The sequence below is a fragment of the Ruegeria sp. YTSA108 genome (assembly GCF_059610185.1).
Genome location: NZ_JBXWND010000003.1, coordinates 103,617 through 119,885, shown reverse-complemented (window position 1 = coordinate 119,885; position 16,269 = coordinate 103,617). Strand labels below are relative to the sequence as shown.

Below are 16,269 nucleotides of genomic sequence, written 5' to 3'. Positions count from 1 at the left end.
GATGGATGTAAGGGCAAGGTGAGGCGGAAGTCGAGCCTTGTATCAGGAGTGTGATGAACATCAGCACAGTCTCAAAACCGCATGAGCGGCTGGCCGAGATTCTTTCGGGTGAAATGGACGCGGTCAATGACCTGATACGCACGCGCATGGCCTCAGAACACGCGCCCCGCATTCCCGAAGTCACCGCACATTTGGTCGAAGCGGGTGGCAAGCGCCTGCGTCCGATGCTGACACTGGCCGCGGCGCGGCTGTTCGACTATGCCGGGGACCATCATTTGCGTCTGGCGGCAACGGTTGAGTTCATCCACACCGCGACCTTGTTGCATGACGATGTTGTTGACGAAAGCGCACAAAGGCGCGGACGGCCAACAGCGAATCTGCTTTGGGACAACAAATCCAGCGTTCTGGTTGGGGATTACCTGTTCTCGCGCAGCTTCCAGCTTATGGTCGAGACCGGGTCTCTTAGGGTTCTGGACATCCTTGCCAATGCGTCTGCCACAATCGCCGAGGGCGAAGTGCTACAGATGACTGCTGCAACCGATCTGGGCACGGATGAGGCCATCTATCTTCAGGTTGTGCGCGGCAAGACCGCAGCCTTGTTCTCAGCCGCAACCGAGGTGGGCGGGGTCATCGCCCAAGCGTCAGAGGCCCAGGTCAAGGCGCTCTTCGATTATGGCGATGCGCTGGGGATTGCCTTCCAGATCGCTGATGACCTGCTGGATTATCAGGGCGACAGCAAAGCGACCGGTAAGAATGTCGGCGACGACTTTCGCGAGCGTAAGCTGACGCTGCCAGTGATCAAGGCGGTGGCGCAGGCCACCCCCGAAGAACGCGCCTTCTGGCAGCGCACCATAGGCCGGGGCCGTCAAGAGAGCGGTGACCTCGAAACCGCTCTTGGTCTCATGGGTAAATACGGCACGCTTGCGGCGACGCGAAAAGATGCGCTTGGCTGGGCCAACAAGGCTAAGGCGTCGCTAGGCATCCTGCCCGACCATGAGATCCGCACCCTGCTGAGCGATTTGGCAGACTTCGTTGTCGCGCGCCTTAGTTAAGCTGAACCGCACGGCACCACCAGTTGGGGTGGGCTGCGCCAATCTCATAGGCGGCGAAATGGGCAGCTTTCATCGTCGGGTACAGCGCGAAACAGGTCGATCCTGACCCTGACATGCGCGACAACAGCGTCTCTTTTGTATCCTTTAGTGCGTCCAGCACCTGCGCGACGTCGCGAGCCAGAGATGTGGCCGGACTTTCCAGGTCGTTTCGCTGTTTTCCCAACCATTCGGCGCAATCCTGAGGCCCCTCAAATACCGGGATATCCTCTGCCATGGGCGGGTTTTCCCTGCATTCCAAAGCCGCGAATATCGCAGGCGTTGGAACCTCTACACCCGGGTTGACCAGCAAGGCTGGTAGATGTGGGAGGGTGACCGGGTTCAGACACTCTCCGATCCCACGCATACGGCTTGATCTGGCTGCCATGCAGACAGGGACATCCGCACCCAGGCGCAGTGCTGTTTCTGGCGGGACGTGCCCACCCTGGCCCTCGATCATCCGCAAAGTTGCGGCGGCATCGGAAGAACCGCCACCGATCCCGCCTCCATGCGGCAGCACTTTGTTCAGGTCAATATGCCCAGTCCAGCCTGCAGCCTCGGCGGCTTTCCACACCAGATTGCGACTATCGCTTGGCACACCCACCGCATGTTCGCCGGTGACAGAGATCGACAGCGCCTCACCTGCGGTGAAATGCAGCGTATCGCCCAGATCGGCAAACACCACGAGCGAATCCAACAGGTGATAGCCGTCCACGCGCTGGCCGGTGACGTGCAAGGTAAGGTTGATCTTGGCGGGCGCGAAAGCCTTAGCCTTCATTGGCGATCTTCAGCGGCGCGGCACCTTCTTCGATCAGAACCTCGTCCAGCCCGACCTCGATCTTGCGGCGAATACGCTCGGGGTCGGCCTCACCATCGGCGTCTTCGAGGTCAATGAAAGACAATGCCCGCTTCCACTGGAACTCGGCTTCGCGTGCGCGGCCCACGGCCCAGTAAACGTCACCCAGGTGATCATTCACCACTGGGTCTACCGGCATCAGCTCGACGGCACGCTCCATATGCTCGACCGCCTCTTCATAGCGGCCCAGTCGAAACAGAACCCATCCCAAGCTGTCGACGATATAGCCGCTACCAGGGCGTGCGGCGACGGCGCGTTCGATCATGCCAAGCGCTTCGTCCAGATTTTCGCGCCGTTCTACAAGCGAATAACCCAGATAATTCAGGACCTGCGGTTGGTCGGGGTTAAGTTCTAGCGCACGGCGGAAATCGGCCTCAGCATTGTCCCACTGCTTTAGTCGCTCGTACGAGATACCACGGGCGTAGTGCAGGAACCAGTTGCCGCCACCATCAGCATCAATCAATTCAATCGCTGTGCTATAGGTTTCGACAGCCGCAGCATAGTTTTCTTCACGTCTTTGCAAATCAGCCAGCGCCACGTGAACACTTGGCAGATCCGGTCTCTGCGTCGCAAGGGTCTGCAAGACTTCTTCCGCCGCATCGGTTTTGCCTGCCGTGACAAGCACCTCGGCCCGGCCCAGTTCAGCAGCGTGATAGTCACTGCTGCTCGCGGGCACTTTGCGATAGGCCTCGACGGCAAGATCGTATTGCTCCAACTCGTCCAAAAGTTCGGCACTCAACAAGATTGCGTCCACGTGATCCGGGCGCAGAAAGGCTGCGACCTGCGCATAAAGCAGGACGTAATTCTCAGCCGCCTCACTGCTGAGCGCGGCTCCCACGGAAAAGAACACTTCTGCGATACCGTCCTGCGATGTGCGGACATGAGTAAAGGGCAGCGTTTCGCCAGCGCTCAGACGCGATTCGTACCCTTCTATCGAGGGATCAGAGCCGGACTCGAACACGTCATCCAGAAACTGCAGCGCATCCTCATTGCGGTCCAGCTGCGACAGAACCTCGGTCCGTGCCAGCGCTGCGCGGCGGGTAAATCGCGCCACAACACCGTTATCGGCCGCAAAGACTGCCTCGGCGCCTTCAAAGTCTCCGACTGAGGCCAGTGCCAAAGCTTTGTGGTAAAGCGCGAACTCGCGCAGACCTTCCTGCGCTGCAACTTGGTCAAACTGCTCCAGCGCGCTGGTCATCGCACCCTGGCCCATATGGGCCCAGCCCAATATTAACCCGTCAACCAGCGGCCCGACGCCTTGCGTTTCGGGGTCGCGGGCCAGCAGTTCATCCAGCTTGCCTTCAGCCACCAGATTAGCGGCAATCGCCATTTTCGCGGGCTGGTTAGGCAGGCCTAACTCTTCGATGGTTTGGGCAATCGGCAAAGCGCGCTTAACCTCGCCCAGCGACAAGCGCGCAACGACGACATTCTCCAGCAACCGGTCGTTTTGAGGATCTGCGCGCAATGCTTGCGCAAAGTATTTCTCAGCCGCCGTATAGTCGTCCTGAAAAATCGCCTGACGCCCGGCAAGATACGCACCGAACCCAGTGTCGGCATAAGCCGGAATGGCGAATGACGTGGTAAACAGCACAGCCAGCGCTGTGCGACAAATGAGAAAAGTCACCAAATTCCTGCCTTGCGATTGTCGGTTGCGCAATAAGCTAGGGCTTTGACCAGAAAGAGGCAATGGCAGAGCCTTCACGACGCCGCCATTGCCCATTTTTCGCTTACATATTGGGATAGTTCGGACCATCCCCTCCCTGCGGCGTGGTCCAGGTGATATTCTGGCTGGGATCTTTGATGTCGCAGGTCTTGCAGTGAACGCAGTTCTGAAAGTTGATCACGAATCGCGGACCATTTTCATCCTCGACCATCTCATACACCCCCGCCGGGCAATAGCGCTGTGCCGGTTCGTCGAATTCGGGCAGATTGACACTGACCGGAATCGCCGGGTCCGACAGTTTTAGATGGCAAGGCTGACTTTCCTCGTGGTTCGTCATCGCGAACGAGACGTTGGTCAGGCGGTCGAAGGACAGCGTGCCATCCGGCTTTGGATAGTCGATCGGTTTATGTTTACTGGCTTCTTCAGTCGATTCCGCGTCGTTCTTGCCGTGGCCCAGAGTGCCAAACAGCGAAAAGCCCAGAGTGTTTGTCCACATGTCCAAACCGCCCAACGCCAGCGAGGGCATCAGACCCCACTTCGACCACATCGGTTTGACGTTGCGCACTTTCTTGAGGTCTTTTCCGATGGCGCCTTCGCGAACATCTGCTTCATAGACAGTCAATTCATCGCCCGAACGCTCGGCTTTGATGGCATCAAATGCCGCCTCGGCCGCAGCTTTGCCAGACAGCATCGCGTTGTGGTTGCCCTTGATGCGCGGCACATTGACCATGCCCGCCGAACAGCCCAGCAGCGCCACGCCTGGCGCGACCAGCTTGGGCATCGATTGATATCCACCCTCAGTAATCGCACGAGCGCCATAAGCCACGCGCTTGCCGCCTTTCAGCAGCTCGGCCACCATCGGATGATGCTTAAAGCGCTGGAATTCCATATAGGGGTACAGGTGCGGGTTCTTGTAATTCAGGTGAACCACAAACCCGACATAGACCTGATTGTTTTCCAGGTGATAGATGAACGACCCGCCGCCCGCGTTGCTGCCCAGGGGCCAGCCCATCGTATGGGTGACGGTGCCTTCCTTGTGCTTGGCCGGGTCGATCTCCCAGATCTCTTTCATGCCGACGCCGTATTTCTGGACTTCTTTTCCGGCTTGCAGATCGTATTTCGCGATCACTTCCTTGGACAGCGACCCGCGCACACCTTCGGACAAGAAGACATATTTGCCGTGCAGCTCCATGCCCGGCTCGGTGTTCGGGCCGTAGGAGCCATCGGCCTCAAGGCCGAAGACACCGGCAACAACGCCTTTGACTTCACCATTGTCGCCATAGACCAGCTCGGAACAGGCCATGCCAGGGAAGATTTCCACGCCCAGCTCTTCGGCCTGTTCAGCCATCCAGCGGCAGACATTGCCCATCGACACGATATAGTTGCCGTGGTTGTTCATCAGCGGCGGCATCGGGAAGTTCGGAATGCGGATTTTTCCGGCCTCACCCAGCATATAGAAGTTATCTTCGGTAACCGGCGTGTTCAGCGGCGCACCTTTTTCCTTCCAGTCCGGTATCAGCGCATCCAGGCCGCACGGGTCCAGCACCGCACCTGACAAGATATGCGCACCCACCTCCGAGCCCTTTTCCAGAACGACGACGTTCAAATCGGCATCCAGCTGTTTCAGACGGATGGCCGCCGACAGTCCCGCGGGGCCGGCGCCCACGATCACCACGTCATATTCCATCGCTTCGCGTTCAATCTCGGCCATTGCGGGCTCCTTCGCTAACTTTCCGAATTGGCGCATCTAACGCACGGTCGGCGCAATTTTGTTTCACGGCTGATTACATGCTGGGAAAGCCACAGGTCAATCGAAACACGGCGTAACTATGCCGCTATGCGGCAGATCACGTGTCCGGAGTGTCACCCATCAGGTATCTGGGGCCACTTCCCTTGGATTTGGCACGGTCATCAGGATTGTAAAGAGCACATTTGGGCAAACTAAGGCACCCACAACCAATGCATCCGTCCAGATTGTCACGCAGGCGCATCAACGTATCGATTCGCTGATCCAGATGCGACCGCAGATCCTTGCTGATGTTTTTCCAATCCTGCGGCGTTGGTGTACGATTTCCGGGCAAGCCGGACAGGACTTCTCGGATTTCGGGCAGGGTTAGTCCGAATTGCTGCGCTATCATCACAAAACTCAACCGTCTTATGTCGGCGCGCTGATATCGCCGCTGCCCACCCGCATTGCGCCATGGGGCGATCAGACCCTGCGCCTCGTAATATCGGATCGCTGAAACCGCCAGCCCGGTGCGCTGGGCCAAAGCGCCTATTGCCAGCCCCTCTGAAATCGCCATCTCGCCCTCAAAAAATTCCTTGACCTAAAGTTAGGTTTAGAAATTACGGTGAGTCGGGACAAGCCTCAAATTGAATAGGAGATCCCATGATGGCGACACTTGAACACACCAATTTCACCGTCCGCGACCCGCAGGCTTCGGCAAAATGGATGCAGGACGTCTTCGGTTGGAAAACCCGCTGGGAAGGCCCTGCAATCGCGGGTGGCTATACCGTGCATGTCGGTAGCGCACATACCTACCTGGCGCTTTATGCACCCAGCGATCCCAAACCATCGGGTGAAAGCAGCTATGACATCATCGGGGGGCTGAATCATGTCGGCGTTCTGGTCGAAGACATCGACGCAACCGAAGACAAGGTGGTCAAAGCAGGTTTCACCCCCAAGTCGCATGCAGATTACGAGCCCGGCAGGCGGTTCTATTTCGATGATGAGAACGGCATCGAGTTTGAGGTGGTGCAATATGCTTGAAACACTCTGGATGGCCTCAACCACCTGGAAATGGCAGCGCGGTCAGCTGTTTGGACAGCGTAACAGGTGCCCACGGCGCCCAATTCAACGGCGTTAAGTCGCAAATCCTGCTTGCTGTCTTCTTTGACCTCTTGCATTTCACGCATCATTTGGGTCAGGTATTTGCCAACCCATCAAATCGCCCCGACGCTGGTTCCATGCGGCGGGGCGTTACAATTTCAGCGTGGACGACAAGAATATGGAAAAAATTCCCATGACGCCTGCGGGCAATGCTGCGCTTCAGGCCGAACTCAAGAACCTAAAATCCGTCGAGCGGCCAGCTATTATCGAAGCCATCGCCTCGGCCAGGGAACTGGGTGACCTGAAAGAAAACGCCGAATATCATTCGGCCCGGGAAAAGCAGGGTTTTATCGAAGGTCGCATCAAAGAGTTGGAAGGCATCCTTTCACTGACCGATGTGATCGACCCTGCCAAACTGTCCGGTGCTATCAAATTTGGCGCCAAGGTCACGCTTGTTGACGAAGACACTGACGAGGAAAAGACCTGGCAGATTGTAGGGGAATATGAGGCCAATATCGAAGCCGGCCTGCTGAACATCAAATCCCCTATTGCCCGCGCCCTGATTGGAAAGGACGAAGGCGACAGTGTCGAGGTACGCACACCTGGCGGCGTACGTTCTTATGAAGTCCTGAGCATCACCTACGCCTGAGCCCCGGAGCGTTCCCAATGTCCGAGCCCACGCCAGAGCAGGAAGCCAATCGGCCAACCTCACTGGGCATATATGATAGGCCAACCAAGCCTTCGATAACCGAGATCGAAATTGCAGCCGTCGCCCTCAGCGTGATCTGGCTGATCGTCTCGGTTGTTTTTCTGGTGCTGCCCGACGAGGTCGACGGCGGAGGCTTTGTCGTGACCTTGCTGGCGGTCTTTATGCCGGTGGCGATGATCTGGGTCGCAGCAATGGCCATGCGCGCCAGCCGGATCATGCGCGAGGAAAGCGCACGACTACAAACCTCGATTGACGCCATCCGAAACGCATATATCGCTCAGCAACAGCGATCTTCCAGCACCTATGAGCCAGCCGTATCCAAAAAGCTGGATCAGATCGCGGAAACGGCCAAGAAAGCCGATAGCGCGCTGGCCACGTTTTCAACCAAGCGCAGGGAACCCGCACAGCAACCGACAGCCGTGGGGAACGGCGATCAGACTTCACTGGAACTGGGTACACAAGCTGGGGATATCGTGCCCCCGCTTGGCACCGACATCTTTATCCGTGCGCTGAATTTTCCGGAAACACAGGAAGATACCGAAGGCTTTGATGCCCTACGGCTGGCGCTCAAGGACCGCAAGACAGCCAAGCTTGTACAGGCCTCTCAGGACGTGCTGACCCTGCTCAGCCAAGAGGGCATCTATATGGATGACCTGCGCCCTGACATGGCCCGCCCCGAGATCTGGCGGCAATTTGCGCAGGGTGGGCGCGGACGGGCTGTCGCGGCCTTGGGCGGCATTCGCGACCGCTCCTCGCTGGCGCTGACTTCGGCCCGGATGAAGCAGGATCCCATTTTCCGGGACGCCGCCCATCACTTTCTACGCAGGTTCGATCACATGATCATCGAGTTTGAACCCCGTGCCAGCGATGCAGAGCTGACCGCTTTGGGTGATACAAGAACCGCGCGGGCCTTCATGTTGCTGGGGCGTGTGGCCGGAACCTTCGACTAGATTCCGAAACTTCCATAGGGGATGAATCGGACAAGATCACCCGGTTGGATGTGGCGCGCTCCGTCTTCGATCTCGACCAGCCCTTCGGCCCAGCTTAGCCCGCTGATCCGCCCGGACCCTTCCGAAGTGAAAACTTCGGCTTTTCCGTCTCGGATGCGGGCCCGCAGATATTCCCGCCGCCCGGGTTTCTTGCGCTTATCAAAGGTGGCTGGCAGATCGAACCCCTGCGGGTCCCGCCAGCCCTCGCCAGCCATCAGGCCCAGCGCCGGGCGGGCAAAGATTAGGGTGCAGACCAATGCCGCTACTGGATTGCCGGGCAGTCCGAAAACCGGCACTCCGTCCCAAATCCCCAAAGCCAGAGGTCGCCCCGGTTTCAGGGCAATACGCCATTCCTGCATCGCTCCGGCCTGCCGCAACAGCGCGGAGACATGGTCTTCGTCCCCTGCCGACGCGCCGCCGCTAGTCAGAACAACATCCGCCTCTTTCGCAGCTTCGTTCAGCCGCTCGCGCAGGGTTTCACGATCATCGGCAACGCGGCCCATATCCAGTGGCTGGAATCCCATCCGCTGGATCAGAGCCAGCAACATTGGGCGATTGGCATCGTAGATTTGCCCTGGCTCAGCAACCTCGCCGGCCTCGACTAGCTCATCCCCCGTTGACAGGACGGCTACCCGCAGAGCTTTGCGAACCAGCAGATCACCAGCACCCGTCGCGGAGAGAAGGGCCAGATCGGCAGGTGTCAACCGGCGTCCAGCGGGCAAAGCCAGATCACCTCCAACCACATCTTCGCCCGCATTGCGGGTATTGGCACCCTGTTTCAGGGGGCCGCGAAAGGCGATATGCCCGTCCTGAACTGTCACGTCCTCTTCCAGAATAACGGTGTCCACCCCATCGGGCAGGGCCGCACCAGTCAGAATCCGTATGGCGTGGCCGGGCGCAAGCTGACCATCAAAGGGAACACCAGCCGCAGCACGCCCGTCTTGCAGCGGCATCACATGCGGCCCATCCGGAACCGGACCGGCAAAGCCATAGCCATCTACCGCCGTATTTGCCTGCGGCGGGTTCGAACGTTGGGCATAAACATCGGCGGCCAAAATCCGACCTGCGGCTTGTGCCAACGGAACGGTTTCAGCCCCCATCACGACCGAAAGGCGGTCGCGCAGCAGGGCCAACGCTTTGTCAACCGGCGTCCAGCTCACGCCCGCAGGCAAGGCAAAACAATCGTTGCGCAAGGGCGGTGGGGCAATGTCCGGTTTGCTCATAATCCTACCTCTTGCAGAATGAACCCTGCGATGGCTGCGGTGTCGTCCAGATCAAAAACCGGACGGTCGAAGTTCAGCTCTGTGTCACTGGCAACCGCGCGCACAGTTTCGTTCTCGGCCGCAATCAACGGATTTCCTGCGGCCACCCGATACGCCTCGACCTTGGGGTGGGCTTCGCGTTTGAACCCCTCGATCAGCACAAGATCAACCGGAGCCAAGCGTGCCAGCAGATCAGAGAGAGGCGGCTCGGGTGCGCCGCGCAGTTCCTGCATCATCGCAATGCGCTTGCCGGACGCCAACAGCACCTCGGACGCACCGGCTTCTCGATGGCGGAAACTGTCCGTGCCGGGCTGGTCGACATCGGCGGCGTGATGGGCATGTTTGACGGTCGAAACCGAAAAGCCACGCGCGGTGATCTCGGCCACCAAACGCTCCATCAGGCCGGTCTTGCCCGCGTTTTTCCAGCCGGTGACGCCATAGACCTTCATGCCTGCTCCAGCAGCTTTTGCGCACGCGCCAGATCGTCGGGCGTGTTGACATTGAAGAAGGGGTCAAACGGCTCAGCCGGAAACAACGCCTCACGCCCATCATGTTTATCGGTCCACAGCACAACCTTGCGCAGCCCGTCATTCAAGGCGCCCCGCAAATCATCTCGCAACGCGACAGGCCAGAGGCCAAATGTCGGATGCCGGTTGACCCGTTTGCCGCCGCCGGATTTCAGTGCTTCATCCCCGTTTCGAGGCGTAGTCGCCAGCACCAGCGGATGGGTTTGCCCTTGAGCAGCATCCATTAGGCGCGCCACAAGATCGCGCGGAAAAAACGGCGTGTCGGCAGCGGCGGTGACGATACTGTCGGCCCCCTGTTCTGCTGCCCAATCGAGCCCCGCCAGCACACCCGCCAGAGGCCCGGCGAAACCTTCAATCGTGTCGGGAAGAACCGGCAGGTTGAGGTCGGCGAACCGTTCGGGATCACCATTGGCATTCAGCGCCAGACCGACCACCTGCGGGCCAAACCGGTCAATGACATGAGACAGCAGGCTCTGCCCACCGACTGTCAGCAAGCCTTTGTCGCCACCACCCATCCGAGTGGCAAGGCCTCCTGCGAGGATGATGCCGAGAGGGCGGGTCATTTGATCTCCTCAAGCGCGGGCCATTTCCTGAATTTCTGGGTGGGCAGGAAAAGCAATGGACAGACGGCCAATCCGAATGCTGTAAACCAAATAATTGCAGGCCACCCCGTCAATTCGGCCGCCTTGTAACTCAGGCTATAGTGGGCTGGCAAAAACACTAAGACGGCCCCAACAGCAAAGATAAGACCAAAACAGCACCGATACGTGCGCACCGCCTTTCTGACCTCATCTGGTATCCCGGCAAACTCTGGCAGACCGTGCATCAAAACCCGCTGAAGCACGAGTGCTTGTTTTTGAGACAACTCCCCCCATGCCTGCCAACCAAGCCGAAAGGGGGCAGCGATGTTCCAAATGCTGATGTATTCCTCTGGCGCCCACCCCAGACGGTTACGCAGGTTGACGTCCAATTGCGCCATACCCTCAATGATCGCGCGTTTCGACCGCTCAAGGAGCCAGAACACATAGACCATCATTGGCAGCAAGCCCAATGTCGCGACGAATAAAATAGATAAACCAAAGACTTCCAAAATCATTCCGCACTCTTCCGTCTATGCTTTTTATCTTCGACCGCCACTGTCGACGGGTCGACGTCGCGCACCAACCGGTCCTCGCCCGCAAGACACACGAACCGCTGCCCCCGCATGCGGCCGATCAGGGTCAGGCCAACCTCACGCGCGATTTCGACACCCCAGGCGGTGAAGCCTGACCGTGACGCCAGCACCGGGATGCCCATCATCGCGGTCTTGATCACCATTTCCGAGGTCAAACGACCTGTGGTGTAGAGGATCTTATCTTCGGCCCCTACACTTTCGGACAGCATCCAGCCTGCAATCTTGTCGACCGCGTTGTGGCGGCCCACGTCCTCCATATAGACCAACGGCCGGTTTTCCCGACACAGGACCGTGCCGTGAATTGCACCAGCCTCAAGATACAATGAAGGGGTTCGGTTGATTTTGGCTGCCAGATCATACAGCCATGAGGTGCGGACCTGAACCTGCGGCAGGCGCACGTCCTCCAGCCCTTCCATCATGTCACCAAACACAGTGCCGACCGCGCAGCCGCTGGTTCGGGTCTTTTTCTTCAGCTTGTCCTCATATGAGGTTTCGCGCGCGGTGCGCACCACCACGGTTTCCAGATCGTCATCGTAATCCACGCCGGTAATGTCATCATCGGCTAACAGCATCCCCTGATTGCGCAGGAACCCCAGCGCCAGATATTCAGGGTAATCGCCGATTGTCATTGCAGTCACGATTTCCTGCGCGTTGAGGAAAATCGTCAGGGGGCGTTCCTCGACAACCGAGATCCGGCTGACCGCGCCATTCTGGTCGATGCCTTCAACCGCACGGGTCAGGCGAACCGCGCCGGGATCAGGGGCGATGATGTAGTCGGTGGCATCCGGTTTCGTGGCCAATTGCAACCCTTTCCCAAGATCGCTACTGCTGTTGGCGATACCATAGGAATTTGCCATGGCTTACACCACATCCAAGTCATACTTCTGGAAGGGTTTTCGCGATGGAGCGCCGTTTATCTTTGTGGCAATTCCGTTCGGCACCCTTTTCGGCGTATTTGCGACCGAGGCTGGGCTGGATATTATCCAGACAATCGCCTTTTCGGCGGCTGTCTTTGCCGGGGCGGCCCAGTTCACCGCCCTGCAGCTGTTGCAGGACAACACACCCAGCCTGATCGTTCTGGCATCGGCCCTGGCGGTTAACCTACGCGTGGCAATGTATTCGGCCTCACTGACACCTTATCTTGGGGCGGCCCCCCTGTGGCAACGGGCCTGCGCCGCCTATCTGACGGTCGATCAGTCCTATGCCTGCTCCATTGTACAGTTCGAAAAAGAGCCCGATATGACCGTGCCGCAGCGCATGGCCTATTTCTTTGGCTCGGTCACACCGATCACGCCGCTTTGGATTTTGGCAACTTATCTGGGCGCAGTTTTGGGCGCACAGATTCCAGAAAGCTGGGCGCTGGATTTTGCACTTCCGATCACATTCCTGGCAATGATCGGGCCGATGATGAGGACGCTTGCCCATGTCATCGCCGCCTTAGTCGCCATAACCGTCGCTCTGTTGACCGTAGGCGTGCCGTTCAACCTGGGCCTGCTGATCGCCGGGACCGCCGGGATGATCGCAGGGGCGCAGGCCGAATTGATGTTAGAGCGGAATAGGCCATGACACAGATTGATCCGGTGACCATGTGGAGCATTATCGTTGGCTTGGCGATTGGCAGCTTTGCCCTACGCTTTACCTTTATCGGCATCGTCGGAGACCGCCCGATGCCACCCTGGTTGTTACGCCACCTGCGCTATACCGCCGTTGCCATCGTCCCGGCCCTGATTGCGCCGCTGGTGGTCTGGCCAACCGCAACGGATGGTCAGCCCGACGTGCCGCGCATGGCCGCCGCAGCGGTTGCTTTGGCGGTTGGTGTCATCACAAAAAACGTGGTCATTGCCATCTTTGCCGGGGCGGGCACGCTCTATGGCTTGCTATACCTATTGGGTTGAAGCCGCTTCCAACTGGTTCAGGCGCGCATTGTTCGAGGCCAAACCGGCCTGCAGGTCAGCATCGTCATTCTCGCGGTATTCGGTGGTCACGACGCCGGGGAGTTCACCGAACTGATCGGACAGCTTGACCGGGTAGAAGGTCGTATTGATCTGCTCGAAACCCGGCACCTGCTGCAATAGCTGCGAGGTTGAGTTGGCGCAAAACGCTTCGGATACAGGGCCCATCTGCTTGGCCAGTTGCAGGGCAATTTCGGCCTGCTGTGGTGTCACCTGAATCGTCTGGATACGCGCATAATGCGTTTCGCGCGCGTGGCTGCTGCGATAAGCGCGTTCGACATTCGGCGTGATGCCATACAGAACATCGTTTCGGATCGGCACTACATCGGCGCGAAACGAGCCTGCGGGGTCAAAGATCACCCTCTCGCTGCCGCTTATCATCAGCGAGGTATGCGCCCCCGAACCGGTCCGGGTGCTGATCATGGTATAGAGCGTCAGTGTTGATGGTCCCGGATCACGATAGGAACGGGCCACAACTTCGGTCTGATCGGCCTGCGGACGCTGCGAACCGGCACAGCCAGCCACTGTTGCTGCCAGCAGGCAGGCAATCACAAATCTGATCACGGCGGTCAGCCTCGCCCGGGATTAAGCGGCGAAAACCGCCAGAAACAGGCAAAGGAAAGCAATCGCCACCACGCACCATGTGGTCGCTTTTACGAAACCGTTGAAGGTTTTGGTTTGAACGGTGATGTCCATTTCGCCGTGCTTATGTTCAGCCATGATTTTCAGAATCCTAATTCGCGTGTTTGATACGTTGGATAATCGAAAATCCCGGGCCTGTCACCACGTCATTCGGGCGCAGGTGACACGGAATCAAAGACCGAACACCCGCGATATCCGAACCCCCACCGCCAGGGCAGACCCGAACAGGGCGCCCCGCCCAATCGCACCGCGCCATACATGGCCTCGGCGGTTATGGCATGGGCGGATCGTATCTGATCCGAAGTCATGTCATAGCGTTCGGCGTAAATTTCGGCGTTCTCATCCCCGTGTTGTCGCACGCAGGCTCTCAGGCTGTCATCGGCTGACAGGCGCGCGTCATAACTGTCTTCGGGGCGCAGGCCTCCGCCCGCGTGGTGATAGGCCCGGTCATGGCTGACACAGCAACTCTCCCATGGGGGATGCGCCTCGAACAGGGCCTGAAAGCTGGGAAACGTGTCGGCCACAAAGCGCCAACTGGCTGACAACCCGCCCGAGCAGCCATCCGTTTCAAATGGCGTCAATTCCGCAGCGCCCCGCTGTGCGATCAGCGCGCGATGGGCGGGCATCTCAAGACTGCGCATAAAGTCCTGCGCCCCGACTGGCGCCGCGATCAGCGCCAGAGAAACGGCCAGATTACGGGCTTTCATCGCGCATCGCATCGGTATCAACGGCCATGCCGAGCACCGTTGCCAGCCACAGCATCAGACGTTCTGCCGGCCCCATTTCAGCGCGGATACGCAAGACTTCTTTGGCCATTGCCGGTCGGTCCGTGATCAGCCCATCCACCCCCATCGAGGCCATGGCCGACATTTGCAACGGGTCATTCACCGTCCAGACATAGATATCCTTGCCCGCGGCCTGCACCGAACGTACCAGCCCCGGCGTGGCCATGGCGGCGTTGACAGCCACAAAATCCCCTTCGAGACCCGACAGATCGCCAACAGCGGTTGCCGCCAAAACCCCCGCGCGCCAATCGGGACGCAGAGCCTTCATCTTTTGCACGGCAGGGTATTTCAGCGACATGGTAGCGATGTCATCCTGCATGCCGAATTCCTCGACCAAGGCCGCAACGCGGTTTTCCAGATCGACGTCATGACCGTAATATTTCAACTCGATGATCACCTTGGCCCTGTCTTTGGCCGCAGCCAGCACGTCGCGCAGCGTTGGCGTGCGTTCATCGGCATATTCCGGGTCATACCAACTGCCGATATCGATCTCGGCCACGTCTTCCATCGTGGCATCCCAGACCTTCAGGTTCACCCCGGCCAGCTTCATGAAATCGCTATCATGGGCGACGATTATCTCATCATCCGCCGTTTCCTGCACGTCGATTTCAACCCAGTCCGCCCCGTCCTCAATCGCCTTCAGAACCGAGGCCATGGTGTTTTCCGGCCGTAACGCAGCGGCACCACGGTGGCCGATCACCTCGGCCCTGTCAGGGGCCTGAACGCGTTCCAGCAGGGATTGACCGAACCAGAGCCCGACCAATACCGCCACTGCCGCAATGCCAACAGCACTCAGCAGACCAATGCGCAGATTGCCTGGCGCGGGATGTGGTGGTTCAGAGGTCCGGATCTCGAAAAAACCGTCCAGCAAAACCGCCAGTGCTCCCAGCGCGGTGGCTGCCAAAACCAGCCCGGCCAACGACCAGAGCCCGGCGACCAGGAGGCTGTAGACAAGCGCCAGCCGCAGATGCTCTGCCCCCTGCAGGGGCACCAACGCGAATAATGATCCCGCGCCCCAAGCGATCAGCGCGGCAAGAACTGCCCTCAGCCCCAGCCAAAACACCAGTGCGATCTTGAGCCGCCCGCGCTTGCCCTCCATCCGATCCGCGCTGACCTGGAAAGCATCAGCCGGTGGCAGGTTTTCGAACAGAACCAGATGCAGTCCCAGCGCCCATGCGGACAGCTTGCGGATCAGCACCCATGCCATGACCAGCACCACAGCTCCGATCAGCGCAACGGCGATCCAGAAAGACGGCGGATGGAAGGTCAGGTAATAGTTGATGTCATACTCGGTCAGCGTCCACCAGGCGATCAGAGCAGCGATAGCGGCGAAAGGCAGGATCAACAGGATGATCCGCAGAACCAGGCGTGCAGCAAATCCAAACAGCGCAGGCAGGCGCGACAGGATCAACTTGATCGCCGCGCTCCCCGCGCGCCACGGATCGCTTTCGCCCATCCTCAGCGACCCGGCCATGACCGAGAAGACAAAGACCTCGGCCAGCAGGAACAGGCTGAGCATTGCGATTGCGACCGCAAACCCCAGCGGAGACAGGATGAACGCGGCAATATCCTGATCCGTCAGGGCGGTCTGACTGGAGAGCGAAACCGCTAGGTTCACCGCAATCGCCACGCCCGGCGCAATCAGCGCAATCAGCAACAGGCGCACGGCGACATAGATCGGCACAAAGACCCGGCGGCGTGCCCACGCGCCCTTGTATGCTTTTGTAACGGCAGAGAAAGTGGCCACGTTGCGCCCCCCAAATGATTGATTCATTCAAGGCTGCGCAGACGT

Annotated in this window: 19 protein-coding genes; 6 read left to right on the top strand and 13 right to left on the bottom strand. The window is 58.9% G+C overall.

Going from position 1 to position 16,269, the window contains the following annotated elements:
* Positions 1-53: 53 nt before the first annotated feature.
* Entirely contained in the window at positions 54-1,052 is a 999-nt protein-coding gene (locus AC2FHW_RS05855) for a polyprenyl synthetase family protein (RefSeq protein WP_142635408.1), read from the top strand.
* Here the strand turns inward: AC2FHW_RS05855 and AC2FHW_RS05850 are convergent.
* From AC2FHW_RS05850 to soxR, 4 genes are all read right to left on the bottom strand, one after another.
* Complete coding sequence (locus AC2FHW_RS05850) at positions 1,045-1,866, bottom strand: 4-(cytidine 5'-diphospho)-2-C-methyl-D-erythritol kinase (protein ID WP_496821592.1); 822 nt, start codon at positions 1,864-1,866, stop codon at positions 1,045-1,047. The two genes, AC2FHW_RS05855 and AC2FHW_RS05850, sit on opposite strands and share 8 nt — an antisense overlap.
* The gene (locus AC2FHW_RS05845; protein ID WP_496821590.1) at positions 1,856-3,664 is read right to left on the bottom strand and encodes a tetratricopeptide repeat protein; all 1,809 of its coding nucleotides are present in this window, start codon (positions 3,662-3,664) and stop codon (positions 1,856-1,858) included. The genes AC2FHW_RS05850 and AC2FHW_RS05845 overlap by 11 nt, the downstream gene beginning before the upstream one ends.
* 7 nt (positions 3,665-3,671) lie before the next feature.
* The gene (locus AC2FHW_RS05840) at positions 3,672-5,318 is read right to left on the bottom strand and encodes an electron transfer flavoprotein-ubiquinone oxidoreductase (protein WP_271948491.1); all 1,647 of its coding nucleotides are present in this window, start codon (positions 5,316-5,318) and stop codon (positions 3,672-3,674) included.
* 136 nt (positions 5,319-5,454) lie between these two features.
* Positions 5,455-5,910, bottom strand: a complete 456-nt coding sequence (gene soxR / locus AC2FHW_RS05835; RefSeq protein WP_142635400.1) for a redox-sensitive transcriptional activator SoxR — start codon at positions 5,908-5,910, stop codon at positions 5,455-5,457.
* Positions 5,911-5,996: 86 nt separating this feature from the next.
* Between soxR and AC2FHW_RS05830 the strand changes: the two genes are divergently transcribed.
* The 3 genes from AC2FHW_RS05830 (at position 5,997) to AC2FHW_RS05820 (ending at position 8,096) form a co-directional block, all read left to right on the top strand.
* Positions 5,997-6,377, top strand: coding sequence for a VOC family protein (locus AC2FHW_RS05830; RefSeq protein ID WP_142635398.1), 381 nt, complete (start codon positions 5,997-5,999; stop codon positions 6,375-6,377).
* Between the two features lie 238 nt (positions 6,378-6,615).
* A complete protein-coding gene (gene greA / locus AC2FHW_RS05825) occupies positions 6,616-7,086 on the top strand; it encodes a transcription elongation factor GreA (RefSeq protein ID WP_142635396.1) in 471 nt (156 codons plus the stop codon).
* Between the two features lie 17 nt (positions 7,087-7,103).
* A complete protein-coding gene (locus AC2FHW_RS05820) occupies positions 7,104-8,096 on the top strand; it encodes a hypothetical protein (RefSeq protein WP_496821588.1) in 993 nt (330 codons plus the stop codon).
* Here AC2FHW_RS05820 and AC2FHW_RS05815 read toward each other — a convergent pair.
* The 5 genes from AC2FHW_RS05815 to AC2FHW_RS05795 are packed head-to-tail and all read right to left on the bottom strand — an operon-like array spanning position 8,093 to position 11,904.
* Positions 8,093-9,358: a molybdenum cofactor synthesis domain-containing protein gene (locus AC2FHW_RS05815; protein WP_496821586.1), complete on the bottom strand. Its 1,266-nt coding sequence runs from the start codon at positions 9,356-9,358 to the stop codon at positions 8,093-8,095. The genes AC2FHW_RS05820 and AC2FHW_RS05815 overlap by 4 nt on opposite strands.
* The gene (gene mobB / locus AC2FHW_RS05810) at positions 9,355-9,846 is read right to left on the bottom strand and encodes a molybdopterin-guanine dinucleotide biosynthesis protein B (protein ID WP_142635390.1); all 492 of its coding nucleotides are present in this window, start codon (positions 9,844-9,846) and stop codon (positions 9,355-9,357) included. The genes AC2FHW_RS05815 and mobB overlap by 4 nt, the downstream gene beginning before the upstream one ends.
* Positions 9,843-10,487 (bottom strand): molybdenum cofactor guanylyltransferase MobA, encoded by a 645-nt coding sequence (gene mobA / locus AC2FHW_RS05805; protein ID WP_496676636.1) that lies wholly within the window; start codon positions 10,485-10,487, stop codon positions 9,843-9,845. Before mobA ends, mobB begins: the two co-directional genes overlap by 4 nt.
* Positions 10,484-11,020, bottom strand: a complete 537-nt coding sequence (locus AC2FHW_RS05800; protein ID WP_281972574.1) for a hypothetical protein — start codon at positions 11,018-11,020, stop codon at positions 10,484-10,486. Before AC2FHW_RS05800 ends, mobA begins: the two co-directional genes overlap by 4 nt.
* Positions 11,017-11,904: a formate dehydrogenase accessory sulfurtransferase FdhD gene (locus AC2FHW_RS05795; RefSeq protein ID WP_496792877.1), complete on the bottom strand. Its 888-nt coding sequence runs from the start codon at positions 11,902-11,904 to the stop codon at positions 11,017-11,019. The genes AC2FHW_RS05800 and AC2FHW_RS05795 overlap by 4 nt, the downstream gene beginning before the upstream one ends.
* A gap of 49 nt (positions 11,905-11,953) precedes the next feature.
* Between AC2FHW_RS05795 and AC2FHW_RS05790 the strand changes: the two genes are divergently transcribed.
* Together AC2FHW_RS05790 and AC2FHW_RS05785 are read left to right on the top strand one after the other, a co-directional pair.
* The gene (locus AC2FHW_RS05790) at positions 11,954-12,664 is read left to right on the top strand and encodes an AzlC family ABC transporter permease (protein WP_142635384.1); all 711 of its coding nucleotides are present in this window, start codon (positions 11,954-11,956) and stop codon (positions 12,662-12,664) included.
* A complete protein-coding gene (locus AC2FHW_RS05785; protein ID WP_142635382.1) occupies positions 12,661-12,993 on the top strand; it encodes an AzlD domain-containing protein in 333 nt (110 codons plus the stop codon). Before AC2FHW_RS05790 ends, AC2FHW_RS05785 begins: the two co-directional genes overlap by 4 nt.
* Here the strand turns inward: AC2FHW_RS05785 and AC2FHW_RS05780 are convergent.
* From AC2FHW_RS05780 to AC2FHW_RS05765, 4 genes are all read right to left on the bottom strand, one after another.
* Positions 12,982-13,614: a hypothetical protein gene (locus tag AC2FHW_RS05780; RefSeq protein WP_271948503.1), complete on the bottom strand. Its 633-nt coding sequence runs from the start codon at positions 13,612-13,614 to the stop codon at positions 12,982-12,984. The two genes, AC2FHW_RS05785 and AC2FHW_RS05780, sit on opposite strands and share 12 nt — an antisense overlap.
* 21 nt (positions 13,615-13,635) lie before the next feature.
* Positions 13,636-13,770, bottom strand: coding sequence for an aa3-type cytochrome c oxidase subunit IV (locus AC2FHW_RS05775; RefSeq protein WP_142635378.1), 135 nt, complete (start codon positions 13,768-13,770; stop codon positions 13,636-13,638).
* 68 nt (positions 13,771-13,838) lie between these two features.
* Positions 13,839-14,399 carry a hypothetical protein gene (locus tag AC2FHW_RS05770; RefSeq protein WP_142635376.1) on the bottom strand — a complete coding sequence of 187 codons (561 nt, stop codon included), beginning with the start codon at positions 14,397-14,399 and terminating at the stop codon, positions 13,839-13,841.
* A complete protein-coding gene (locus tag AC2FHW_RS05765) occupies positions 14,386-16,251 on the bottom strand; it encodes a glycerophosphodiester phosphodiesterase family protein (protein WP_496821585.1) in 1,866 nt (621 codons plus the stop codon). Before AC2FHW_RS05765 ends, AC2FHW_RS05770 begins: the two co-directional genes overlap by 14 nt.
* Positions 16,252-16,269 lie beyond the last annotated feature (18 nt).

Coding starts and splice junctions, on each gene's coding strand:
- AC2FHW_RS05855 (WP_142635408.1), top strand. CDS start 54: ATGAACATCAGCACAGTCTCAAAACCGCATGAGCGGCTGGCCGAGATT.
- AC2FHW_RS05850 (WP_496821592.1), bottom strand. CDS start 1,866: ATGAAGGCTAAGGCTTTCGCGCCCGCCAAGATCAACCTTACCTTGCAC.
- AC2FHW_RS05845 (WP_496821590.1), bottom strand. CDS start 3,664: ATGGGCAATGGCGGCGTCGTGAAGGCTCTGCCATTGCCTCTTTCTGGT.
- AC2FHW_RS05840 (WP_271948491.1), bottom strand. CDS start 5,318: ATGGCCGAGATTGAACGCGAAGCGATGGAATATGACGTGGTGATCGTG.
- soxR (WP_142635400.1), bottom strand. CDS start 5,910: ATGGCGATTTCAGAGGGGCTGGCAATAGGCGCTTTGGCCCAGCGCACC.
- AC2FHW_RS05830 (WP_142635398.1), top strand. CDS start 5,997: ATGATGGCGACACTTGAACACACCAATTTCACCGTCCGCGACCCGCAG.
- greA (WP_142635396.1), top strand. CDS start 6,616: ATGGAAAAAATTCCCATGACGCCTGCGGGCAATGCTGCGCTTCAGGCC.
- AC2FHW_RS05820 (WP_496821588.1), top strand. CDS start 7,104: ATGTCCGAGCCCACGCCAGAGCAGGAAGCCAATCGGCCAACCTCACTG.
- AC2FHW_RS05815 (WP_496821586.1), bottom strand. CDS start 9,358: ATGAGCAAACCGGACATTGCCCCACCGCCCTTGCGCAACGATTGTTTT.
- mobB (WP_142635390.1), bottom strand. CDS start 9,846: ATGAAGGTCTATGGCGTCACCGGCTGGAAAAACGCGGGCAAGACCGGC.
- mobA (WP_496676636.1), bottom strand. CDS start 10,487: ATGACCCGCCCTCTCGGCATCATCCTCGCAGGAGGCCTTGCCACTCGG.
- AC2FHW_RS05800 (WP_281972574.1), bottom strand. CDS start 11,020: ATGATTTTGGAAGTCTTTGGTTTATCTATTTTATTCGTCGCGACATTG.
- AC2FHW_RS05790 (WP_142635384.1), top strand. CDS start 11,954: ATGGCTTACACCACATCCAAGTCATACTTCTGGAAGGGTTTTCGCGAT.
- AC2FHW_RS05785 (WP_142635382.1), top strand. CDS start 12,661: ATGACACAGATTGATCCGGTGACCATGTGGAGCATTATCGTTGGCTTG.
- AC2FHW_RS05775 (WP_142635378.1), bottom strand. CDS start 13,770: ATGGCTGAACATAAGCACGGCGAAATGGACATCACCGTTCAAACCAAA.
- AC2FHW_RS05770 (WP_142635376.1), bottom strand. CDS start 14,399: ATGAAAGCCCGTAATCTGGCCGTTTCTCTGGCGCTGATCGCGGCGCCA.
- AC2FHW_RS05765 (WP_496821585.1), bottom strand. CDS start 16,251: ATGAATCAATCATTTGGGGGGCGCAACGTGGCCACTTTCTCTGCCGTT.